The 25,255-nt window shown below is 35.7% G+C and carries 19 protein-coding genes; 15 read left to right on the top strand and 4 right to left on the bottom strand.

Annotated elements, in window-relative coordinates; all coding sequences use genetic code 11:
• The first annotated feature begins 156 nt into the window (after positions 1–156).
• The 6 genes from M4I44_RS08810 (at position 157) to M4I44_RS08785 (ending at position 9,537) form a co-directional block, all read left to right on the top strand.
• Positions 157–2,583 (top strand): DUF5916 domain-containing protein, encoded by a 2,427-nt coding sequence (locus tag M4I44_RS08810; RefSeq protein WP_249967073.1) that lies wholly within the window; start codon positions 157–159, stop codon positions 2,581–2,583.
• A 139-nt stretch (positions 2,584–2,722) separates the two neighbouring features.
• Positions 2,723–4,240 (top strand): 2,3-bisphosphoglycerate-independent phosphoglycerate mutase, encoded by a 1,518-nt coding sequence (gene gpmI, locus M4I44_RS08805; protein ID WP_249967072.1) that lies wholly within the window; start codon positions 2,723–2,725, stop codon positions 4,238–4,240.
• 203 nt (positions 4,241–4,443) lie between these two features.
• Entirely contained in the window at positions 4,444–5,115 is a 672-nt protein-coding gene (locus M4I44_RS08800; protein WP_202701283.1) for a TetR/AcrR family transcriptional regulator, read from the top strand.
• 16 nt (positions 5,116–5,131) lie between these two features.
• Positions 5,132–6,799 (top strand): peptidase domain-containing ABC transporter, encoded by a 1,668-nt coding sequence (locus tag M4I44_RS08795; protein ID WP_017497805.1) that lies wholly within the window; start codon positions 5,132–5,134, stop codon positions 6,797–6,799.
• Positions 6,800–6,802: 3 nt separating this feature from the next.
• Positions 6,803–8,149 carry an HlyD family secretion protein gene (locus M4I44_RS08790; protein ID WP_202701281.1) on the top strand — a complete coding sequence of 449 codons (1,347 nt, stop codon included), beginning with the start codon at positions 6,803–6,805 and terminating at the stop codon, positions 8,147–8,149.
• Complete coding sequence (locus tag M4I44_RS08785; protein ID WP_229999955.1) at positions 8,149–9,537, top strand: TolC family protein; 1,389 nt, start codon at positions 8,149–8,151, stop codon at positions 9,535–9,537. Before M4I44_RS08790 ends, M4I44_RS08785 begins: the two co-directional genes overlap by 1 nt.
• A gap of 104 nt (positions 9,538–9,641) precedes the next feature.
• On the opposite strand, the gene M4I44_RS08780 is transcribed toward M4I44_RS08785, so the two are convergent.
• A complete protein-coding gene (locus M4I44_RS08780) occupies positions 9,642–10,895 on the bottom strand; it encodes a DUF445 domain-containing protein (protein WP_249967071.1) in 1,254 nt (417 codons plus the stop codon).
• A 250-nt stretch (positions 10,896–11,145) separates the two neighbouring features.
• Between M4I44_RS08780 and map the strand changes: the two genes are divergently transcribed.
• The 7 genes from map to pruA all read left to right on the top strand — a co-directional run bounded on the left by map (position 11,146) and on the right by pruA (position 19,873).
• Positions 11,146–11,964, top strand: a complete 819-nt coding sequence (gene map / locus M4I44_RS08775; RefSeq protein ID WP_017497801.1) for a type I methionyl aminopeptidase — start codon at positions 11,146–11,148, stop codon at positions 11,962–11,964.
• Positions 11,965–12,036: 72 nt separating this feature from the next.
• Complete coding sequence (locus tag M4I44_RS08770) at positions 12,037–12,441, top strand: GxxExxY protein (RefSeq protein WP_249967070.1); 405 nt, start codon at positions 12,037–12,039, stop codon at positions 12,439–12,441.
• 39 nt (positions 12,442–12,480) lie between these two features.
• A complete protein-coding gene (locus tag M4I44_RS08765) occupies positions 12,481–13,254 on the top strand; it encodes a class I SAM-dependent methyltransferase (RefSeq protein WP_249967069.1) in 774 nt (257 codons plus the stop codon).
• A 121-nt stretch (positions 13,255–13,375) separates the two neighbouring features.
• The gene (locus M4I44_RS08760) at positions 13,376–16,282 is read left to right on the top strand and encodes a DEAD/DEAH box helicase (RefSeq protein WP_249967068.1); all 2,907 of its coding nucleotides are present in this window, start codon (positions 13,376–13,378) and stop codon (positions 16,280–16,282) included.
• A gap of 82 nt (positions 16,283–16,364) precedes the next feature.
• Positions 16,365–17,627, top strand: coding sequence for a DUF5103 domain-containing protein (locus tag M4I44_RS08755; protein ID WP_249967067.1), 1,263 nt, complete (start codon positions 16,365–16,367; stop codon positions 17,625–17,627).
• Between the two features lie 79 nt (positions 17,628–17,706).
• Entirely contained in the window at positions 17,707–18,093 is a 387-nt protein-coding gene (gene apaG, locus M4I44_RS08750) for a Co2+/Mg2+ efflux protein ApaG (RefSeq protein WP_041517556.1), read from the top strand.
• Positions 18,094–18,247: 154 nt separating this feature from the next.
• Positions 18,248–19,873: an L-glutamate gamma-semialdehyde dehydrogenase gene (pruA, locus tag M4I44_RS08745; RefSeq protein ID WP_017497795.1), complete on the top strand. Its 1,626-nt coding sequence runs from the start codon at positions 18,248–18,250 to the stop codon at positions 19,871–19,873.
• 129 nt (positions 19,874–20,002) lie between these two features.
• Here the strand turns inward: pruA and M4I44_RS08740 are convergent, their stop codons facing one another.
• Positions 20,003–20,827 (bottom strand): hypothetical protein, encoded by an 825-nt coding sequence (locus M4I44_RS08740; RefSeq protein ID WP_249967066.1) that lies wholly within the window; start codon positions 20,825–20,827, stop codon positions 20,003–20,005.
• Complete coding sequence (locus M4I44_RS08735) at positions 20,739–21,098, bottom strand: hypothetical protein (RefSeq protein ID WP_249967065.1); 360 nt, start codon at positions 21,096–21,098, stop codon at positions 20,739–20,741. Before M4I44_RS08735 ends, M4I44_RS08740 begins: the two co-directional genes overlap by 89 nt.
• Positions 21,099–21,406: 308 nt before the next feature.
• On the opposite strand from M4I44_RS08735, the gene M4I44_RS08730 reads away from it, so the two are divergent.
• Both M4I44_RS08730 and M4I44_RS08725 read left to right on the top strand, forming a co-directional pair.
• Positions 21,407–22,459, top strand: coding sequence for a sensor histidine kinase (locus tag M4I44_RS08730; RefSeq protein WP_249967064.1), 1,053 nt, complete (start codon positions 21,407–21,409; stop codon positions 22,457–22,459).
• A 103-nt stretch (positions 22,460–22,562) separates the two neighbouring features.
• Positions 22,563–23,267 carry a LytTR family DNA-binding domain-containing protein gene (locus tag M4I44_RS08725; protein ID WP_017497792.1) on the top strand — a complete coding sequence of 235 codons (705 nt, stop codon included), beginning with the start codon at positions 22,563–22,565 and terminating at the stop codon, positions 23,265–23,267.
• Positions 23,268–23,306: 39 nt separating this feature from the next.
• Here the strand turns inward: M4I44_RS08725 and M4I44_RS08720 are convergent, their stop codons facing one another.
• A complete protein-coding gene (locus M4I44_RS08720) occupies positions 23,307–25,055 on the bottom strand; it encodes a CocE/NonD family hydrolase (RefSeq protein WP_249967063.1) in 1,749 nt (582 codons plus the stop codon).
• Between the last annotated feature and the right edge of the window lie 200 nt (positions 25,056–25,255).

Genomic DNA, 25,255 nt, shown 5'->3' with positions numbered 1-25,255 from the left:
AGGTTTACTCAAGGATGAATAAAAAATTGATTTTTCGTACTTTTCTTGCAAAAAATACAGAAAAATCATTTATTTCAATTAAAACTGTAACATTTGAAAAAAAACAGGGTCTGTTAACCAAAGCGCAATATCCATTCTTCTATTTTTTAAAATACTATGAAAAAATTAGTTTTTATCAGCTTTCTCTTTTTTACTTTTTGGTGTCATGCCCAAAAGAAGACACTGCAGGCTGAACTGACTAAGGAAAACATTTTAATTGACGGAAAACTGGATGAACCTGCCTGGAAAAATGTTTCTCCTGCCACAGATTTTGTAATGTATCAGCCCGATAACGGTAAACCTATTCCCGACAGTCAAAAAACCGAAGTCAGGGTTTTGTACAATAATGATGCAATCTATATTGCCGCAACACTTCACGATGATCCTTCTAAAATTTTAAAAGAAATTTCGCAGCGTGATAATTTCGGAACTTCCGATATGTTTGGTGTTTTTATCAATGGCTTTAACGATGGCCAGCAAAATTTTCAGTTTTTTGTATCGGCAGCAGATGTACAGGGTGACTGCATCATGACAGATGCCAATGGCGAGGACTATTCCTGGGATGCGGTATGGCTCAGCAAAGCGGTGCTGAATGACAAAGGATGGGCCGTTGAAATCAAAATCCCCTATGCCGCCTTACGCTTTTCAGCCGCAGACAAACAAACCTGGGGCATTAATTTCTACAGGGAGATCAGACGGGAACGTAAAAAGTATACCTGGAATTTAATTGATACCAAAATTGGAACATTCACGCAGCAAAATGGTAATCTGGAAGGAATTGTCAATATAAAACCTCCTACCCGATTGTTTTTTATGCCTTACGCCTCTTATTATTTAAATGCTTCAGACAGTCAAAAAACATATGGAACACTGAAAGGCGGTATGGATATTAAGTACGGTATTAATGACGCTTTTACTCTTGACGCGATTCTGATTCCTGATTTTGGGCAAACGAAATACGACGATCAGATTTTGAATTTAGGTCCATTTGAACAGCAATTCAACGAAAACAGGGCCTTTTTTACAGAAGGAACTGATTTATTCAACAAGGGAGGTTTGTTTTATTCGAGAAGAATTGGAGGTAAGCCTTCTATAGACATCGCTTTAAATGACAATGAAAAAATAATTGAAGAAGTTCAAAATGTGAACCTCATCAACGCTTTAAAAATTTCAGGAAGAACCCAAAAAGGATTAGGAATCGGGATTTTAAATGCGGTTACCGAAAAAACGTTTGCCACGATAAAAGACACTCTTTCAGGCGATACAAGACGTGTGGTTGCTGAACCTCTAACCAATTATAATGTATTGATTTTAGATCAGCGCTTTCGCAAAAATTCTTCCGTGACTCTTATCAATACAAACGTTACCCGAAATGGACATTACAGGGATGCCAACGTAACGGCACTGGCCTGGGATTTAAGAACTAAAGCCAACACGTACAGCTTATCCGGTAATGTAAAATACAGTTTGATTAACGATACTGAAGACAAAAATGGTGTTTTCAGCACCATTCGTTTTGCCGAAACCAGCGGAAATTATCGCTATAGTATTGGCTCTGATTTTGTTTCTAAAAATTTCGATCCCAACGACATGGGGATTAATTTTTACACCAATTATTACAATCTTTACGGAAATGGTAACTACCGCATTCTAAACCCTACAAAGCTCTTTAATACTTTCAGAATTGATTATGATATGTATACCGAATTCAATAAAGAATCCGGAAAAGTACAGGATAATAAAGTGAGTGCAGAAGTCAATCTTTCTACTCTGAAAAACAATTTTTACGGTGCCGGAATTGATCTTTTTCCTCTAAATTCACATGATTATTACGAACCAAGAGCAGAAAACCGCTATGTCATCATTCCAAGAAAAATAGAAATCTGGGGAAGTGTTTCGACTAATTACAACAAGAAATTTGCTTTGGACTTAAATCCATTTATAATCTTTGCCGACGAAGCAGGAAGAATGGCCTATGGTGTTGATGTTGGACCTCGATACCGTTTTAGCGATAAGCTTTTACTAACCTATGCTTTTAGCTTTCTTCGAAGAAACAACAACAAAGGTTATATTGACGATTTTGACGATGATGATAATGACAACACTCCTGAAACGATCGTTTTTGCGAATCGAAATGTTATTACTTATTCGAACACTTTAAACGGAAAATATGCCATAAACAGTGCGATGACACTTAATCTGGCTGTAAGACAATATTGGTCTTATGCCGAAAATAAAGACATCCTTGAACTTCAGCAAAACGGAACTTTAACGTCTTATCCACAATACACCAAGAATAAAAACTCAAGCTTTTATTCCTGGAACACTGATTTATCGTATTCCTGGTGGTTTGCTCCGGGCAGTCAGCTTTCGGTTTTATATCGTAATAATGGTGTTAATTTTGAACGTATTATCAACAAAGACTTTAAACACAACATCACCGATTTACTGAACAATCAGGCCTTAAAACATATCTTTTCAGTAAGTGTGAAATATTTTATAGACTATAATGGGGTCAAAAATAAGATCAGAAGGAGAGCCTAGCGTGAATTAATTTTAAAATTTTTAGGGTTCTGCAACCAAATTAGTATTTTTTACTACGCTTCATTTTATTAAACATAATTGTCACCGCGCTTTTTTGTCGACTTTAGAAATGAATTATCTTTGTAAAAAACGAAAACTAATGAACAAGAAAGTAATCCTTATGATTTTAGACGGTTGGGGAAAATCTCCTGACCCTAAAGTATCTGCAATAGACAATGCAAATGTTCCTTTTATAAACAGCCTTTACAAAAATTACCCAAGCGCTCAGCTTCGTACTGACGGATTAAACGTTGGTTTGCCTGAAGGTCAGATGGGAAACAGTGAAGTGGGTCATATGAATCTTGGTGCCGGAAGAATTGTATATCAGGATTTAGCCAAAATAAACTTAGCCGTAGCACATCAAACACTTGCCAAAGAACAAGTCCTTATTGATGCTTTTACTTATGCTAAAGAAAACAATAAAAAAGTTCACTTTTTAGGGTTAGTTTCCGACGGAGGTGTTCACTCTCATACTTCACACTTACGAGGATTAATTGATGCTTCTCAGGAATACGGACTTGATAATGTTTTTGTTCATGCGTTTACAGACGGTCGTGATGTTGACCCTAAATCGGGAGCAAAATACATTCAGGATTTAGAAGAGCACATCAAAAATACTCCTGTAAAAATTGCTTCAATCATTGGGCGTTATTATGCAATGGATCGTGACAAACGATGGGAGCGTGTAAAACTTGCTTATGATTTAGTAGTAAACGGTATCGGAACTCCGTCTAAAAATGCGGTTTCAAGCATTCTTGACAGTTATGCACACGATGTAACCGATGAGTTTATCGCACCAATCGTAATGGTTGACGAGCAGGAAAAACCATTGGCAACCATCAGCCAGGATGATGTAGTTATCTTTTTCAACTTCAGAACCGACAGAGGCCGTGAACTTACAGAAGCGCTTTCGCAGCAAGACTTCCACGAGCAGAACATGCACAAATTAAACTTGTATTATGTAACGCTTACCAATTACGACGAAACGTATCAAAACGTAAAAGTCGTTTACAACAAAGATAATATTACTGAAACTCTGGGTGAGGTTTTAGAAAAAGCAGGTAAAAAACAAATTCGTATTGCCGAAACAGAGAAATATCCACACGTGACCTTTTTCTTTTCGGGAGGAAGAGAAACTCCATTTGAAGGAGAATCACGTATTTTAAGAAACTCTCCAAAAGTTGCCACTTACGATTTACAACCGGAAATGAGTGCCTATGAATTAAAAGACGCTTTGGTTCCTGAATTAAACAAAGGCGAAGTAGATTTTGTCTGTCTAAATTTTGCCAATGGTGACATGGTGGGGCATACCGGAATCATGAGTGCTGCAATTAAAGCCTGTGAAGCAGTAGATGCCTGCGTAAAAGAAGTAATCGAAGCGGCTCTTGCCAACGATTACACCACGATTGTTATTGCCGATCACGGAAATTGCGAAACGATGATTAACCCTGACGGAAGTCCAAATACAGCACATACCACCAATCCGGTACCGATTATTTTAGTCGATAAAGAATTGAAAAATATTCAGGATGGTGTTCTGGGTGACATAGCTCCTACTATTCTGGAATTAATGGGCGTGCCTCAGCCAAATGCGATGACTTGCCATTCGTTATTGTAGTATTTAGTTTTTAGTCACAGTTTTCAGTCCGAATCGCGATAGTACTAAATCCTAAAAATAAATAAACCCGACAGTTTTTTTTAAAATCTGTCGGGTTTCCTATTTTAAAACAGGACCGGGACTAAAAAAAACAAACATAAATAATAGTTAAAATTTCTTAATTAATAGCTTTACTATTATCTTTGCAAAAAAAATGTTTTTTCATGCAAATTATACTATCAAATATAAAAATGCAGATCAACGAAAAGATCTATGTAAAAGATCCGGAAACATCTGCGTTGGGAAAAAAAATAATTGAGCAGAGTATTCTTCTAATTGACGATATTGGTTTTGATAATTTTACATTTAAAAAGTTAGGTGAAAAAATAGGTTCAAACGAAAGTTCGATTTATCGTTATTTTGAGAACAAGCACAAACTACTGGTGTACCTGTCATCCTGGTACTGGAGCTGGATCGAGTATAAATTAGTTTTTAATACCACTAACATCACCGATAAAAAAGAAAAGCTTAAAAAAGCCATTACGATTGTAACCGAAAAAATATCTGACGATATTTATACAGATCATATTAATGAGTCTATTTTAAATAAGATTATAATTGCCGAGTTCACCAAAACACTTCACACAAAAGAAGTGGATCAGGAAAACAAAGAGGGCTTTTTCTTAATTTACAAAAGAATGATTAATCGAATTGTTGAGATTGTAAAAGAAGTAAATCCCGATTATCCATTTGCCAAATCACTGGTTTCAACCATTGTTGAAGGAAGTTTACATCAGCATTTTCTAACGGATCATTTGAAAACAATTACAGATTGTAATGAGACGGTTACGACAACTCAATTTTACCTAAACCTTGCAGAAAACGTTTTGCGCTAATTATAACAAAAACAGTATGACTCCTTTAAAAAGATTTTACCATTTACTTGAACTGGACAAAAAAGACATTTACCAAATTTTTTTCTATGCCATTTTTGCCGGATTAGTCAGTTTATCGCTTCCACTGGGAATTCAGGCCATCATTACTTTTATACAATCCGGAAGAGTTAGTGTTTCCTGGATTGTACTTATTATACTTGTAGTGGGTGGTGTGGCTCTTGTTGGAGTGCTTTCGTTTATGCAGCTGCGCATCACAGAGAATTTACAGCAAAAAATATTTGTTCGTGCTTCTTTTGAGTTTGCAGCCCGTCTGCCTAAAATAAAATCAGAAGAATTGTATGGCACTTACCCACCGGAACTAACGAACCGATTTTTTGATACCCTAACAATTCAAAAAGGAACTTCAAAATTATTAACCGATTTTTCTGCCGCTTTACTGCAGATTACTTTCGGAATTATTCTGTTGTCCTTATATCATCCCTATTTTATTGTGTTCGGACTTTTACTGTTCCTTCTTTTGTACTTTATTTTTAAATTTTCGTATAAATCAGGTTTAGAAACGAGTTTAAAAGAATCCAAATTCAAATACAAAGTGGCGGGATGGTTACAGGAAATGGCCCGTAATAACTTTAGTTTCCGTAATGAACTGAATTATGATTTTGCACTTCAAAAAAACAATTCGATCGTAGCGGGTTATCTGAATTACAGAGAGAAACACTTTAGCGTAATCAAAAAACAGTTTACCCAATTGATTATTTTCAAAGTTATTATTACCGCCAGTTTATTGTCTATCGGAGGGTATCTGGTACTAAGCCAGGAAATGAACATCGGACAGTTTGTTGCTGCTGAGATTATCATTTTACTTGTGATTACATCGGTAGAAAAAATCATTCTGGGACTTGAAAGCTTCTATGATGTTTTAACTTCTGTTGAAAAAATCGGACAGGTAACGGACTTAGCTTTAGAGGAAAACTCCGAGTCTGATTCTCTAAACGATCACTGTTACAACAGCATCTCTTTAGAAACAGAGAATTTAAAATTCAAATTCCCGGATTCTCCAACCAATGCCTTAGATTCTATTACGTTAAAAATCGATCAGGGTGAAAAAATTGTTATTGAAGGTGAAAACGGATCAGGAAAAACAACGCTTATTCGATTGCTATCAGGCTTATTAAGACAAAGTTCGGGAGCTTTTTACATCAACGACGATACTTTTAGAAAAATAAATCTGAAACAATACCGCTCACAAATTGGCAGCATCATTCACAACGAAACACCATTTGAGGGCACTATTTTAGAGAACATCACTTTTAATGATCCAATGATCAGTACCGAAGATTTGAAATGGGCACTGGACGGAGTTCAGCTTAGTCCGCTAATTAAACTATTACCTAAAGGCCTGAATACTCATATTCACCCGGAAGGAAAACAGTTATCATCTTCTAATGCTCAAAAAATCCTGTTGGCCAGAAGTATTATTCACAAGCCAAAAGTGCTCTTTTACGAAGATCCAACAGACACTATGGACGAAAAAGTGGCGAATGAAATCATAGATTTTATTACTTCGGATAAGAACAAATGGACGATTATCGTTTCTTCCAAAAATCCATATTGGAAAACCAAATCGACGCGAAAAATTACAATGCAAAACGGTCAAATTATACTGGATCAAAAAAAACAATAAGCCATGTTAAATATCTCTGACAATAAAACAAAATTACAGCCGCTTGATCGCTATGAGACTGTAAGAAACCTAAGCAACAGGCCACATTATAAAATTTTAAACCGAATTATAATCGCATCTTCCATACTAGGAATTATTGCACTTTTATTGCCGTGGACTCAGAATATTTCGGGTTCGGGAGCAGTAACCACTTTAAAACCCAACCAAAGGCCACAATCGATTCAGAGTGTGATTTCGGGACGTATTGAAAAATGGTACGTGCAGGAAGGTGACTTTGTTAAAAAAGGAGACACGATTCTGTTTATTTCTGAGATCAAGGAAGATTATATGGATCCTAATTTGGTTGAAAACACCAAAAATCAGGTCGATGCGAAGAAAAATTCCTTAGAATCTTATGGCGAAAAAGTAACCACACTTTCCGGTCAGATTCAGGCCATCGAAAACGAAAGAAAACTAAAACTGGAACAAGCCAGAAATAAAGTCAAACAATCGCTTTTAAAAATAAAAAGTGACAGTATCGATCTTGTAGCCGTAAAAACACAATTACGAATTGCCAATACACAGTACAATCGTTCGGTGCAATTAAACAAAGAAGGTTTGAAACCACTTACCGATGTCGAAGAAAAACGTCTGAAACTGCAAGATGTAGATGCTAAAATCATCACGCAGGAAAACAAATACCTCACCAGCAAAAATGAATACATCAATGCCAGAGTAGAGATTAACAGAATTACGGCGGAGTACGGTGAGAAAGTAGCCAAAGCAAGAAGTGACCAATTTACCACCCTGAGTAATAAATTTGATACGGAAGCACAGGTGAGCAAACTGGAGAATCAATATGCCAATTACAGTTTGCGTAATGGCATGTACTACATCAGAGCGGTACAGGACGGTTACATCAACCGCGCTTTGCAGGCAGGTTTAGGTGAAACGATTAAAGAAGGTACACCAATTGTAACGATAATGCCTTCTCATTATGATATCGCAGTAGAAACCTATATCAGCCCAATTGACCTCCCTTTGATCAGAAAAGGAGAAAAAGTACGCGTTTGGTTTGACGGATGGCCTACCATTGTGTTTTCAGGATGGCCGGACATGTCTTACGGAACTTTTGGAGGAACGGTGGTAGCCATAGAAAACTTTATCAGTGATAATGGTAAATACAGAATCTTAATTGCTCCGGACCCGGATGAGACGAAATGGCCAAAACAATTAAGTATTGGCTCCGGTGCTCAAACTATTGCCCTATTAGACACAGTGCCAATTTGGTTCGAAATCTGGAGAACCCTAAACGGATTCCCTCCTAATTATTATAAAAGTACCCAAAAAGTAACTAAAGAAAAAAAATAATGAAACCAATACTTATCGCTTTTCTTTTTCTGGGCTGTACCGTTTTTGGCCAGCAGCCCTTCTCAAAAGAACTCACCTACAATGAGTTTTTGGGGTATGTAAAAAAATACCATCCATTGGTTAAAAATGCCAATTTGGAAGTCAGCAAAGCACAAGCTAATCTGATGATGGCACGTGGTGGTTTTGACCCAAAAATTGAAGTTGATTTCAGTCAGAAAAAATTTAAAGACAAAGAATATTATTCGATTCTAAACAGCAGTTTTAAGATCCCGACCTGGTACGGAATTGAACTGAAAGCCGGATTCGACAATAACGAAGGGGTTTATCTGAATCCTGAAAATACTACTCCCAATCAGGGATTAACTTCTTTTGGGATCAGTGTTCCAATTGGACAGGGATTATTCATCAACCAAAGAATGGCAGATGTGCGAAAAGCTAAAATTCAGATCAAACTAAGTCAGGCTGAAAGAAAACTTCAGGCAGTTGGTATTTTGTATGATGCATCACTGGCTTATTTCAACTGGAAGAAAAACTTCGAGGAAATGAAACTTTATGAAATGTACAACAACAATGCTGAAATTCGTCTGAAAGGAATCAAATCGCTCATCGAACAGGGCGACAAGCCGGCAATAGACAGTATCGAAGCCGGAATTATTGTAAGAAACAGAGCCTTAAGCCTGGAAGATTCTAAATTAAAATTAACCAAAGCCAAACTCGAATTATCGAATTATATGTGGCTGGAGAATAATATCCCATTGGAAATTTCAGACGAGCTAGTACCGGAAACAGCACTTGAATCGACTTTACAAGAAACGCTGAAAACAAACGATCTACTGCAAGGCGATACCAATTTAGAAACACATCCGAAGCTGAATGCTCTGCAAAATAAAATAGACCTACTCAAGGTTGAAAAAGACCTGAAGCAAAACATGCTGTTGCCTAAAATAAACGTTGGGTATTCTTACTTATCTGATCCTAGATATATTGACAATTATAAATTTGACGATTACAAAGTTGGCTTAGAATTTTACTTCCCTTTGTTTCTTCGAAAAGAACGTGGAAGTCTGAAACTGGCCAAATACAAACTCCAGGAAAATGAATTTGCTCTTGCTCTGGAACGAACACAGCTGACCAACAAAATAAGTGCACAGAAAGTAGAAATCAATTCGCTGATCAGACAAAAGAAACTGGTAAAAAATTTAGTAGAAAATAATGCCGCGATGTTAACCTCAGAAGAACGATTGTTCTCTTTCGGAGAAAGCTCGTTATTTCTGATCAATACACGCGAAAACAATCTGGTTAGCGCAAAACTAGCCTCAATTGCTCTGGACAACCGATTTTACATCTCAAATTCAGAGTTGTTCAAAATCATGGCCAATCCGGATTAAAGTTTAAAATCTACTTTAACACATAGAAACATATTTCTTTTTGCGTTCTTTTTTGTGCATTCAATCTATGTCTCTATGTGTTAAATCGTTTTTTTGCTTACGGATTAAGCAAAATAATGATACGTCCACTCGACAGCATAAATTACAAGTCCAATGAGACCTCCTACCAAAGTTCCGTTGATTCGGATGTACTGCAGATCTTTTCCGATCTCCAGTTCTAATTTTTCCGAAACCTCCTTCCCGTCCCAGCTTTTCACGGTAGACGAAATCAAATCTCCAATTACTTTTTTATTGTTTAGCAGCATCGAAAGCAAATCGTTCTTGATGAAATTATTGATCTTATCGATCATAACGATATCTTCTTTTAATCCATTTCCGAACCCCTGAATCAAACCCGAAATATTTTTCTTAATTGACGATTCTTCACCCTTTTCCAAATCAGCTGAAATCGATCTTTTTATTTCATCCCAAATTCCGTTGACATAATCCTGAACCTCTTTTTTTCCGGCAAAATTCAAAATCATATTGTTGATCTTCTCCCGCATCTCTTCTGAATGCTTTACTTTGTCCAGAAAATTGTACACATACTCGTCTATCTTAATCCTGATGGCACTTCCGGGATGTTTGGCTTCGTTTAAAAAATCAGCAAGCCCATTAAAAACTCCCTCTGTAATACTTTTATCTGCCAAACCAAAACTTAAAAATGGTGTCGATGCTTTCACTTTTTTCCGAATCAGGTCTTTATTATTACTAAGTTCTGTACTCATCACATTCAGCACGTTGGTCAGCAGTTCCTCTTTCACATTTCCTTTTTGCAAAGGCTCTAACGCCAGTGCTACCCAATCTCCAAAGTTGATTGCTTCCAGTTTTTCTTTGAACTGAGTTTGAATAAATCGTTTGATATCTTCATCTTTTATCGTTTTTAAAACTCCCGGAATAATATTTAAAGCCACAACACTGGCAATTTTATTGGCATTCTCCTCCTGCGAAAGCCAATCAGCTGCTTTCGTAGCAAAATTAAATTCTTCGAGTTTTATTTCCAGTTTCTCCCGATTCAGAAATTCTTCCGAAACAAAATTCCCTAAATTTTCACCAATTTCATTTTTCTTAGTCGGAATAATGGCCGTGTGCCAAATCGGAATTCCTAACGGATGACGGAACAATGCCACCACTGCAAACCAGTCGGCGATACCGCCCACCATCGCCGCTTCACTAAAAGCCTGAAGCATCGGAATCTTAAAATAAACCGCTACTACAAACAAAAGCACTGCGATACCTAAGAGTCCCAATGCATTATTTTTCATCCGTTTCAGGGCTTTCTTCTTTACTATATTTTCATGATCTACAGACGTTTCCATAATTTAATTCATTTCAATGATTACTAATTTACGTTTTTTCTGTGAACCAATAACTCTTCATTAATTATCCGTTCGCCACGAATTCACGAATTTCTATTAGCAAACTTTACGCATAAATATTGATTCGTGAATTCGTGGCTAATTTTTAAACGCCTGTCATTCCTTTTAATTCGTGAATTCGTTGCGAAAAATTTTTAAATAAAAAGATAATATTAAAATTTGTACTTTTGCGAACTGAAAATCCGAAATTATGATTATTGTAAAATCACGTGAAGAAATCGAATTAATGCGCGAAAGTGCTTTGATCGTATCTAAAACATTGGGAATGATTGCTTCTGAAATTAAAGAAGGAGTAACTACATTATACCTGGACAAACTGGCTGAGGAATTTATCCGTGATCACGGTGCAGTTCCAAGCTTCTTAGGACTGTATGATTTCCCAAATTCACTTTGTATGAGTCCAAACTCTCAGGTTGTACACGGAATTCCGAACAATACACCTTTGAAAAACGGTGACGTTATTTCGGTAGATTGCGGTGCATTCAAAAATGGATATCACGGTGATCACGCCTATAGTTTCGAAATTGGAGAAGTTGCTCCTGAAGTTAAAAAACTTTTGAAAGTAACTAAAGAATCTCTTTACGTAGGAATCAGAGAATTTAAAGCCGGAAATCGTGTGGAAGATGTTGGAAATGCGATCCAGAAATATACAGAAGCTCACGGATACGGAGTAGTTCGCGAGTTGGTAGGGCACGGTTTAGGGCAGAAAATGCACGAAGAACCTGAAATGCCAAACTACGGAAAACGCGGTCGCGGAAAACTGTTTGTGGAAGGAATGGTTGTAGCGATCGAGCCTATGATCAATCTTGGAACCCGAAACATCAAACAACACAAAGACGGCTGGACCATTACTACCGCAGACGGAAAAGCAAGTGCTCATTTCGAACACGACGTTGCTTTAGTGGATGGTAAACCAGAAATCTTATCGACTTTTCAATACATCTATAAAGCGCTTGGAATCGAAAGCAATGAGGAAGATGAATTCCGAAAAGTGCCTTTAGTTTTGTAACAGTTATTCCGCAGAGATTCACAAAGATATACGCCAAGATTCACAAAATTATCTATTATAAGCCTTTGGAAGATGTATGAAGAAAACACCGAATCTCGCGAAAAATTAGATGCAATTAGCTATAAAATAATCGGACTTGCTATTGAAGTTCACAAACAGCTTGGGCCCGGTTTATTAGAATCAGCTTATCAGGAATGTTTGTACTATGAAATTGTAAATTCCGGTTTGATTGTCGAAAAGCAAAAAGCACTGCCCATAATCTATAAAGACATACAACTGGATCATGGCTATAGAATTGATTTATTAATTGAAAATAAAATTGTAATTGAATTAAAAACTGTTGAAGCTTTTACAGATGTACATGTTGCTCAAATCTTAACCTATTTAAAACTTGGCAATTACCCATTAGGCCTTCTTATTAATTTTCATTCAAAAATTTTAAAAAACAACATCAAAAGATTTTTAAACACTTTGTGAAGCTTTGCGCCTCCTTTGTGAAACTCTGTGAAACTACTCATGAAGAAACTTTTTAAACTCGTACTTAACACCATTCCCCGTCCAATATTAATTCGTTTAAGTTATGTGGCGCGTCCTGTTTTAGCTTTATCATTAAGAGGAAGCAAATTTACTGATCCGATTGACGGGAAAAGTTTTAGAAGTTTTTTGCCTTATGGATATGGGAAACAACGCAACAATGTGCTTTCGCCAAGTACACTTTCATTAGAGAGACACCGTTTGCTGTGGTTGTATTTAAACGATCAGACTGATTTTTTTACGGCACCTAAAAAAGTATTGCACTTTGCTCCGGAACAAGCTTTTTACAAAAGATTCCGCAAGCAGAAAAACTTGGATTACACGACAACCGATTTGTTCTCGCCTTTGGCAGATGTAAAAGCAGACATTTGTAATTTGCCTTTCAAAGACAATGAATATGATGTTATTTTATGCAACCACGTTTTAGAACATATTCCGGACGATACTAAAGCCATGCAGGAGTTATTTCGTGTTTTAAAACCGGGCGGAATGGCGATTCTTCAAATCCCGCAGGACTTATCCAGAGCGGTTACTTTTGCTGACGACACCATCACCGATCAAAAAGAACGTGCCAGAATATTTGGTCAGTACGACCACGTGCGTATTTATGGCCGTGATTATTTTGACAAGTTAAGAAGCATCGGTTTTATCGTTATCGAAGAAGACTATACTCATAAAATTGCTCCGGAACTGGTAGAAAAATATTGTCTGGCAAAAGGCGAAATCATTCCGCTTTGCTTCAAACAGGAAAACTAATTCTTTCACCATATAAGTGATACAAGTTCATTTAAAAAGAGTTTTCAAATTATTGATATTTTGAAAACTCTTTATTTTTTTGCCCAATCTCTAAATTATAAGCCAACCAAATCCCTAAATCTTGGAACCTACAAAATCATTTCAGTTCTGCTTTGACATCAGTTTTGAAAAAAACCTGAATACCTACCTCCCAACAGCTTATATCATTGAAAATACCGATGATATTAAATATCTGGACAAAAAAGCGAGTACAGATGTACTTCAAAGTTTTGGAGTTCTTTTTGAAAATTTAGATTCCAATACAAAAAAAATACTGACGGCTTGCGACTCTTTAAAACCTGATTTTATTTTCAAGAAATTCAGCGCTAAAATCAAATCGGCTAAAACAATTGCTGATTTACAAAAAGATTCCAAAATTGAATTTGCCATTCGTCAGCATTTAAAATTTAACCTAGAATCCTTTTACAATCTAATTGTAAAAGAACAATTTCCATTCTCTGCTAATATGAGTGCCGAAAAGGATTTTTATCGTTGGAGAGTCGATACAAATCCGTTAGAATTTGAACCTCAGATTCAATTTGACAAACACGCTGAAGGCATTACTTATACTCTATCTTTAAAAGAAGGCGAAACCACATTTTTACCAATGGATAAAAGTGTAGATATTCTTTTGGACGAACCAAGCTGGTTGATCATCGACAAAAAACTTGGACAGTTAAAAGAACTTAATTCTAAAAAACTACTGCCTTTTTTAAAGAAGAAATCAATCGAAATACCATCAAAACTAGTTGACAATTACTTTAAGAATTTCATTCCGGAAATAGCCAAAAAAATCGACATCGAATCTACCGGCTTTGACATTGAACTTCGTGACACCATTATCTCCTGCACGATTCAGCCTGTTTTTGATTTTTTTAAAAACTGTTATTACCTCAACCTTTTTTTTGACTATAACGGCTATTCGTTTGATGCGGGTAAAACTAAAAAAACACACTCTTTTGTTGATTTTAGTGTTGCCAACGAACCTAAAATTATTCAGTTCAAACGAAGCGCTGATGAGATTTCCTATACAGACAAATTACTCAGTCTTGGTTTAACAAAAATCAAAAATGAATTGTTTGGATTGAGTTCAGATGCCGAGACCTCTGATCCGTATGTCAATATTCAATTCATTATTGACCATAAAGAACCACTCGAAAGTCTGGGTTTTACCATTCAGAATCTCAAACTCGAAAGCAAACAAATCATCACCGAAAGCAACACGATTTCAATTGCAAAAGAAACGAAAGCCGATTGGTTCGACATTAAAATAATCATCACAATTGGTCCTTATAAAATCAATTTCAGTGAAATCATTCCAAACATAAAAAGCAAAGAAAGACTCTTTATGTTGCCTGACGGAAATTACTTTTTGATTCCGCTGGAATGGTTTAGCAAATACGGCTCTCTGGCAAAATTGGCAAAGACAGAAAACGGAACAGTTTTGTTGCGTAAAAGTAATTTTACTGCCTTAGACGGAATTTCAGAAATTGCCAATGATCCGGACCAGATTCATAAAGCTGAATTTACAGCTTCCGATTTACTAAAAGCAACCCTGAGACCGTATCAGATTGACGGTGTAAAATGGCTTTTGGGTCACTTTAATGCTAACCTCGGTGCGTGTCTGGCCGATGATATGGGACTTGGAAAAACGCTGCAGACTTTAGCGGTTTTAGTTGCGGTACAGGAGCAATTGGGCTTTACGACCAAAACGACCAATTTTGATTTATTCTCAAACGATACGACTATCGAAAGAGAACCTCTGAAGGCGTTGATCGTTCTCCCTTCTTCTTTGGTTTTTAACTGGTACAATGAAGCCGGAAAGTTTACGCCTCATTTTTCGAAAATGCAATATGTGGGTAATGACCGAAAATTACTGGCAAGCAGATTAAATTCAACCGATTTAATTTTTACGAGTTACAGCATTGTTCATCGGGATATTTCCATTTTAGAAAAATATGATTTCCGCTATTTAATTCTTGATGAGAGTCAATACATTAAAAACAAAGATTCTAAGATTTTTAAAGCCATCAATAAAATCAGCACGGGACATAAAATTGCTTTGAGTGGTACACCGATCGAAAATTCACTTGACGATTTATGGTCGCAGATGCAGTTTATCAATCCGGATATTTTGGGGAGCTATGCTTTTTTCATGGAGAATTTCAAAAATCCTATTGAGAAAAAACAGAACGAAGAAGTTTTAAATGAATTAAAAAACCTGATCCAGCCTTATATTTTAAGAAGAACCAAAGAACAGGTTTTAAAAGATTTACCTGAATTGACAGAGCAGGTTTATTACTGCAATATGGATGCTGAACAGGAAAAACTATACGAAAAAGAGAAATCAAAAGCACGTAACTTTTTACTGAAAACGGATGGATCAGGTCTTGATAAAATTAGCATTATCAACACTTTAATGAAGCTGAGACAACTGAGCAATCATCCCAAAATGGTCGATCAGGATTCTGAAGTAGATTCTGGAAAATACATTGCCGTTACGAATTACCTGAAAAACTTAGTCAAGGGAAAACAAAAAGTCATCATTTTTAGCTCCTTTGTGACCAATTTGAATTTTTATACGGATTGGTGTAAAGAAAACAAAATAGAATATTGCGAGATTACCGGTGAAACTCCGTCACAAAAAAGAGAACAGCAGGTAAAACGATTTCAGGAAAAAGAAAACCCTTTGTTATTCTTCATTTCCCTTAAGGCGGGTGGCGTTGGTCTGAACATTACCAAGGCTTCGTACGTCTTATTCCTTGATCCCTGGTGGAATCCTTTTGCAGAGAAACAGGGAGTGGGAAGAGCGCATCGTATCGGACAATTGAACAAAGTAAACGTAGTTCGTTTCATTTCAAAAAATACAGTCGAAGAAAAAATCATCAAATTACAGGAAAACAAAAAACTACTCTCGGATTCGCTTTTGGAAGAAAGTCATATCAGCGACGAAATTGAAGCAAATCTCGAATACCTGCTGGGTTCCTGATCAATTGTTTTCAAAACCTGTAAAACAGCATCTTATTAGGTTCTATAAAATTGTTATATTTACAATCTTACAACTTAATAAGATGCCAAAAAAATTATTTAGAAACCTCCTTATATTTTTCATTTTTGCTTCGGCTACTGCTCAGGAAGTACAAACTGAAGTAAATCCGCCTTACAATATTAAAACCGTCTCTTTTGTTCAGAACGGCAGTAATGTGATTCCAATCTTCGAATTAGGGGAAGCATTTCAATTTCAATTTGACGATTTATTTGGCAATGAAGCCAATTATTATTTTGAAGTGATACACTGCGATTACAACTGGAAACCGTCTGATATTCCAAAAACAGACTATATCATCGGTTTTGACAATCAGCGAATTACTGACTATTCGAATTCGTTTAATACACTTCAAATCTATTCGCATTACCGACTTCCTTTCCCGAATCAGTTTACCAGTCAATTGCGTCTTTCTGGCAATTATATGCTTCGTATTTTAAATGAGGACAAAGAAGTTGTACTGTCCAGAAAGTTTATCTTATACGAAAATCACTGTACTGTAGCGACTCAGGTAAAAAGAAGTCGGGATTTGTCTAACATAGAACACAAACAAAATCTGGATTTTAATATCAGCTCTAATGATATTGTTTTTCAGACTCCGTTGCAAAATGTAAAAGTGCTGCTGCTACAGAATGGCAACTTTAACACTTCTATTAAAAATATTGTGCCGCAATACACCATTGGGAATCAGCTGGTGTACAAATACGATAAAGAAACTCAGTTTTGGGGCGGTAATGAGTTTTTGTATTTTGAAAACAAAGACATACGTGCGGCTAGCACCAATGTAGCCAAAGTAGGAAGCAGTGGCGACATTTATAACTCTTATTTGTTTACCAATCTGGCAAGAGCCAATCAGATTTACTCGAACAATCAGGATGTAAACGGAAATTTCGTAGTGAAGAATATCAATGCTTCCAACAATGAAATCGAAGCTGACTATGCCTGGGTATATTTCAGCCTGTCGGCCCCAACTTTCAGAGCCTCGAATAAGGACATTTATATCTGCGGGATGTTCAACAATTACAGCCTGTCTCCGGAATATAAGATGGATTATAATTCAGAGAAAGGTATTTTTGAAAAAGCAATTGTGATCAAACAGGGTTTTACTGCTTTTCAATACACGGTTGCCGATAAAAAAGGAGTGATTGATTATGAAAATGCCATAGACGGAAACTTTTATCAGACTGAGAATGAATATACCATCCTGGTGTATTACAGAGAAAGTACAGATCGATACCAGAGAGTGATTGGCAAAGGAAATGCAAACTCGATAAACATCATAAATTAAAACATTGTTAAGGATTTAGGCAGAAAGATTTTTTTTCGTAGCTTTGCACCTATAACGCACACATATATACTACTTTAGTATGGTTTCTCAGATAACAAGAGGCATAAAAATATCTGTTTTGACTAGTTTTGAAGGTACTTACTTCAAGAACTATAAGATTCACTTTGCTTTTAGCTATGTCGTTACAATCGAAAATCACAGCAAAGATTCTGTTCAGTTAACTTCCCGTCACTGGGAAATTTTTGACTCTCTGAACGACCTCGAGATTGTTGACGGTGAAGGTGTTATTGGAAAAAAACCAGTTTTAAAACCCGGCGAAAATCACACTTATAGTTCAGGCTGTTTATTATCATCTCCTTATGGAGCGATGAAAGGTCATTTTAATATGATCAACTTTACCACTACCAAAACATTCAAAGTAATTGTTCCTACTTTCAGAATGTGTGCTCCTTTTGCTTTAAACTAAAAATTAGGTTTAAAACTCCCTTTTTTATCGTTATCTTAATCACAAATTTGACAAATTATTAATTTATCCTTTGTACTTTTGTGCAGCGTTAGATTATTCGTAACAATCAAATCGTCTAATTCTTAAATTGTCTAATTATCTAATTTTAAATAACATGCTAAAAGGATTCTTTCACGTGCCAAAAGCGGTAAACGAACCGGTAAAAGGATACGCACCTAACTCACCAGAAAAAGCAGCAGTTCAGGCAGCTTACACTACTTTATGGAACTCTAAAATCGACGTGCCGTTATACATCGGAAGCGAAGAAATCAGAACTGGAAATACAAGAACAATATCAGCTCCTCACGATCACAAACATATCGTAGGAACCTACCACTTAGCTGAAAAACAACATATCGAAAAAGCGATTGCCAACGCTCTTGAATCAAGAAAAGCATGGGCAAATATGGCATGGGAACAACGTGCTGCTATTTTCTTAAAAGCTGCTGAGCTTATTGCAGGACCATACAGAGCCCGTATTAATGCAGCAACAATGATCGGTCAGTCTAAAAATATTCATCAGGCAGAAATTGATGCTGCTTGTGAACTAATCGACTTTTTACGTTACAACGTAGAATTCATGACTCAGATTTACGGAGATCAGCCAAAATCAGATTCTTCTACGTGGAACCGTTTAGAATACAGACCTCTTGAAGGTTTTGTTTACGCTATTACTCCTTTCAACTTTACTGCTATTGCTGCAAATCTTCCTGCAAGTGCTGCTATGATGGGTAACGTTGTAGTTTGGAAACCAAGCGACAGTCAGGTTTTCTCTGCAAAAATCATTATCGATATTTTCAAAGAAGCAGGTGTTCCTGATGGCGTTATCAATGTTGTTTTTGGTGATGCTTTAATGATTACGGATACTGTTTTAGCAAGCCGTGATTTTGCAGGAGTTCACTTTACTGGATCAACTCATGTATTTAAAGACATCTGGGCTAAAATTGGTGCTAACATTCACCACTACAAAACATACCCTAGAATCGTTGGAGAAACTGGTGGTAAAGATTTTATCATTGCACACCCAAGCGCTAACGTAAAACAAGTGGCTACAGGAATTGCCCGTGGTGCATTTGAATTTCAGGGACAAAAATGTTCTGCAGCTTCAAGAGCTTATATCCCGCAAAGTTTATGGCCAGCTGTAAAAGAACAATTAGTTGCCGATGTAAAATCAATGAAAATGGGTTCTCCGGAAGATTTCGGAAACTTTATTACAGCGGTTATCCACGAAGGTTCTTTTGATAAATTAGCGAGCTACATCGACCAGGCTAAAAAAGACGCTGATGCTGAAATCATCGTTGGTGGAAACTACGATAAATCAGTTGGATACTTTATTGAGCCGACGGTTATCGTAACTACAAACCCGAAATATACTACGATGGAAACCGAATTATTCGGACCTGTAATCACGATTTATGTTTACGAAGATGCTAAATGGGAAGAGACTTTAGAATTAGTAGATACTACTTCTGAGTACGCTTTAACAGGAGCAGTATTTAGCCAGGATCGTTATGCAATTGAAGTAGCTACCGTAAAATTACAAAATGCTGCAGGTAACTTCTACATCAACGATAAACCAACAGGAGCCGTTGTAGGAATGCAGCCATTTGGTGGAGCAAGAGCTTCAGGAACTAACGATAAAGCGGGTTCTGCATTGAACTTATTGCGTTGGGCATCTCCTAGAACAATCAAAGAAACCTTTGTAACTCCTGAAGATTACAGATATCCTTTCTTAGGTTAATCATTTTTAGTTTCAAGTTTCAAAGTTTCAGGTTAGAAACTTTGTTAATATAAAAAAGCCAAATCTAAGTTTTTAGATTTGGCTTTTGTTTTGTTTAACCTATTGTTTTTTTTTATTTCTGGACAGGACTTATAATTTAAAACTGGAAATAGTATGAAAGCGATCTGCGCCTTTATTCTTTTCTCCCTCAAAAGTATCGTAATTTACAACTAACAATTTTCCTTTATAAACAATAGTCTCACAAGGATTATCTAATTGCCCGTCAGAACCGTCAGCATTATCATTTTCCCAAATTAAAGAAATCGTATTTGTATCTAAATTTAATTCGTGTACACTATTATTTTCATAATTGGCAATGAAAATAGAGTTTCGCTTTTTATCATAAAAAAAGCCATCGCAACATTTTAATTTATCCGAATCAAAAACAACTTTTTTAGATTTTACTTTTCCATCACTGTAGAATTCTATTTTAGTAATTACTCCATCACCAAAATTTCCTGCATATAGATTTCCCTTTTTATCAAAAGCAATTCCATCAATCCCAATGGTACTCTTGGTAACTTCAGGTTTTAAGATAAAAGTTGCAATCAGATAATTTTTCTTATTTGATGAATCCAGAGCAATCTTTTTCTTGTTTAATTCCTCTAACGAAAAACTATAAATTCCGCTTTCTCTTCGATTTTCAAATAAAGCATCTGTAATATAAATTCGGTTTTTAAACCATCTTACGGCTTCTCCAAAATTAAATCCTTCGGCTAAAACCTCAGCTTTTATTGGCTTTCCGTCTTTTACGATAATTCTTAGTAATCTGGAGAAATTCTCTTTCCCAGCAAAAAACTGATTGTCCATAATATATAGATTCCCATCAGGGCCAAACTCCATTCCCATCAGGGCCAAACTCCATTCCCATCGGATGTACTTTTTGTGTAACAGGATGTAATGGTAATTTGTCAAACCAGGTTATCGGTTTATCATTCTTATCGAAAGTTAAAATTTTACTGCCGTACTTTTCAAATGAAATTGCATTTGTAATCGAAAGAAATAAATTTCCTTTCTTATCAAGAGCCATTCCGTCCGGAGTTTGGCAAGTTTCGCCTAAGTCTGCAAACAAATCAGGCCTGATTACTTTAGAAGTCTCGTTGTATTTAATTTCTTGTTTTTTTTCCTGCGAAAATAAGTTTAAAGAACTTATTAAAATCAGAATACCAATTGTGTGTTTAATCATTTTTTTCATTTCGTTTTAGGTCCGTTTATTATTTCAAGGAGATTTTATTTCAACATGTTGCTTAGAAATAGAATCAATACAAGGATAAATTTGATCATAATTATTTTTAAGCGAATATAATTGCAAGAACTTCTGATAATTACAAGCGCAACTGAAAAGGCTGTTTTAGCAATCAAATAATGAATAATTCAATTCTGTTGTATTCGTATGCTGAAATGCTGTTATTGAGGGCAAAATCTCATTATTTATAGTCCTAAACAGAGCTTATTTTTATATTTTGTTATCTTGCTCCTATTTAAAATATGCTAATGAATTTCATCAAACAAATTGATTTAAAAAGAGCAGCACTTCATTGTTTTTACTGGATTTTCTTTTTATTTTTTTATTTTTCGAATAAAGCTGATAACGAAGATTCTTATGCTTTTCTATTTATATATTCCTGGAAAATTGTAGCACAGGCAGCTGTTGGGTATGGTCTGATTTATTGGATTATTCCTCAGACATTAAACAAAAAGAAATATTTACTTTTTACAGTTTCCGCATTAGGCTGGCTTTATTTCGTTTTTGCCCTTTTAATGATTTTAAAATTTTATTATCTCGAACCAAAATTCCCGGGTTTCTTTGATTACTGGCCTGGTCATAAAATGACCGTTATTGAAAGATTAACTTCGGTTAAATTGATGCTGAGAGAATTCTCATTCCTTACCTATCCTGTTATTATTTTAGGCTTTATAAGTTTTAACCGCAAACAACAACGGCTTTTAAAATTAGAAGAAGAAAAAAAATCAATGGAACTGAAGATCCTAAAAAATCAGCTGAATCCACATTTCCTCTTTAATACATTGAACAATCTCTACACTTTAACCTTAAAAAAAGATAATAAAGCACCGGAAGTTATCGCTAAATTATCTGAAATTTTAGATTTTGTTTTATATCGCTGTAACGAAGATTATGTATCGATCGAAAAAGAAATTGCATTAATTGAAAATTATATTGGTCTGGAAAAATTACGCTACAGCGAAAACAGACTGACTATTTCATTTACAAAAAACATTGAAGTGAGCAATAAGATATCTCCTTTAATTCTATTAACTTTTATCGAAAATGCCTTTAAACATGGTGTAATTAACGAAACTGAAAAAGCAATAATTTCTTTCCAATTAGAAAGCAAAAAACAACAAATCATTTTTAGCATTGACAACACAAAACCTAAAAACGATTTTGGTAAAACTTCGGATAAATCTAAAATTGGTTTAGTCAATGTTCGCAAACAATTGGATTTATTATATCCTAAAAAACATCAATTAGAAATTGAAGAAACGCAAATTACTTATGCTGTTAAACTTTACCTCAACATTTAATTTTAAGCTTACAAAATGAAAACTCCTAAGATTTTTTTAGAGCTATAACCAAAGCTTATTCAAAACCCATAAATTAGATTTTCTAAAAAATATTCTTTTTTTAATGAAATACAAATGCATCATCATTGACGACGAACCTTTGGCAAGAGAATTAATTGCTTCTCATTTAGTGAATTTTCAAAATTTCGAACTAATCGATTCTTTCGAAAACGCACTGAATGCTTATACTTTTTTAGAAACAAACACAGTCGATTTGATTTTTTTAGATATAGAAATGCCACTCTTAAAAGGCAATGAATTTTTAAAGAAATTAAAAAATCCGCCTAAGGTAATTTTCACAACGGCTTATCGGGAATATGCCATAGAAGGTTATGAACTTAATGTCATTGATTATCTCTTAAAACCTATCACTTTTGATCGTTTTTTTGTCTCGATAGAAAAATTCAAACAAGTACAGCCATTAAAAAAGGAAACAAAATCAGACTCTGAAAATCATGTTTTTGTAACCAGCGGAAGCAGAAATATTAAAATTGTATTTGATGAAATCTTATTTATTGAAAGCCTAAAAGACTATATTACCATTCATCTCGAAAACGGAAAATCACATCATATTAAGCAGAATATTTCTGTTTTTGAGAAACAATTAGATTCCAATTTTGTGCGTGTTCACCGTTCTTATATCATTCAGATCAAAAAACTAACCGCTTATTCTAAGAATGAAGTTGAAATAAATACAGTAGCAATACCAATAGGAAATAGCTACAAAGAAAATTGGTTACATCATTTAGATACCGCTTTACTGAAATAAAAGAATCCCAATCTTAAAACAAATAAGATTGGGATTTTTTTATTTCCAAATTGGAATCTGTACAAAACTATCATTATACCATTTGATTTTCAAAGGTTCTTTGGCATCTTTAATTGTTTCGCTGCTGACCTCCTTCCCCGTCCCATAATTCAATTCCGAAAAAGCATTTTTGTTTACATTCAAAGTAATCAACAATCTGCTTCCTTTGCTCAGTTGTTTACTCACCACACGAGTGTTTGAAAAAGGAATACTTTCTATTTTATTGGGCTGAAGCAAATTTCTTTTCGTAATATCCTTCGCATAACTTGCCCTTCCTATAAAATAAGACAGCTCAAAATATTTTCCGTCTGGCGTTACTTCAAACAAGGTAACTCCAATATCCATGTCTTTTTTATTGATGCTGGCCTTTATTTCTCCCAAAAATGCTCCATTTACCACTATCGGCTGACTAAAAGGTTCGCTTATAAAAACATACCCATTGGACGTATCTACTTCGTTATCAATAATGGGGTCAGGATAATAATCGTTATTAATGGTTTGTCGGTCTGCAAAATCAACTTCCTGCGGCAAATAACTTTTTTTAGCAGGTTTTGAGGCATTCAACGAGTAAAATTTTCCTTTCTCTACCGGATCATTGGTGAGATACAACGTTAGCAAACTATTACTCATTTTAGCAATAGACGGAGCACTTCTCCACTCATTAGCTCCCATCACCTCATAATTGACCCTGTCTTTTAAGATTGCCGGTTTGGGTTTGCCCTTCAAAATATAATCAAACCATTGATAGGTTATTTTATAGGTATTAATTAGAGCCACCTCATCCACTTTGTAACCATTCAGAACAGCATCACCCCCTACTTGCGCACCAAAATGACCGTACGGGCCAATGATTAAATAAGAATCGGCTTTCGGATTGTATTTCTCCAATTCTCTCAAATAATACAATCCTGAATTTTGAGAATCATTATAGTAACCATCAATGGCTAAAACCGGAATATTGATCTGAGAAAATTCTTTTCCGTATGGTGCCATTTTCTGCCAGTATTCGTCAAATGACGGGTGCTTGATCCACTTTTGAAAGGATTGGTTCGGACTGCCGTCAATGCTATCCATTTTTTTGTAAGCCACACCGGTTTCCCACCACTTAAACTGCATATTCCTGAAGCGCTGTCTGTCGTTTCCCGCAACCGTATCCAGATATTTGTTATTTCCAACGTAAAACGCCCATTCGTAATTAGGGTTTATAAAAACATTATTCTCCATCGGCAAACCCATTCCCGGTCTGGAAGCAACATACGGAACTATCGTTTTAAGTGCAGGGTGCATTTTTTTACACGCTGCCCATTGCGTAAACCCGTTATAACTTCCGCCATACATCCCGACACTTCCGTTGCACCACTCCTGTTTACTAATCCAGTCGATAACATCATAAGTGTCATTCGTCTCGTTTTCATAAGGCGTTATTTCATCAGGACTAAATCGTTTCCCGCGTGAATACGACATGACCCCTATATAATCCTTATCTGCCGCTGTTTTTAAAGATTTGAGATCTCTGCCTTTTTCTCTGGCATAAATGGTATGCTGATAGATAACCGGCTTGGGCGTTAAATCTCCTTTTTTCCGAACAACCATTGCTGATATGAAAGCACCATCTCTGGTTTTAATCATTACACTGTCCTGAATGTCATAAGCGCTTTCCAGATCTTTTGATCTTGTCACACTTGTCTGTTGTGCATAGGTGTTGATTACTGAAAAAATAAAAAACACCAATTTTAAAATTAGTCTCATTGAGTTATTTGATTTAAGTAGTTCTGTTGCAATTTTAAACGAATCAGTCATGTCAGATCTGGGTTTTATTTTTCCGGAATTTTAATCCAAAAACAACACACTGCGTCCCGCTGTTTTCAGTACCTCTAAAAACGGCTTCATTTGTATTACCTCTTCTTTTGCTATAGCGATTTAAAAAGAATGAGTTTTTCTTTTTTTAA

The sequence above is a fragment of the Flavobacterium sp. B183 genome (assembly GCF_023539155.1).
Taxonomy (GTDB): Bacteria; Bacteroidota; Bacteroidia; order Flavobacteriales; family Flavobacteriaceae; genus Flavobacterium; species Flavobacterium tructae.
Note: the sequence above shows the minus strand (reverse complement) of the source record. Positions and strands in the feature narration are given on the sequence as shown.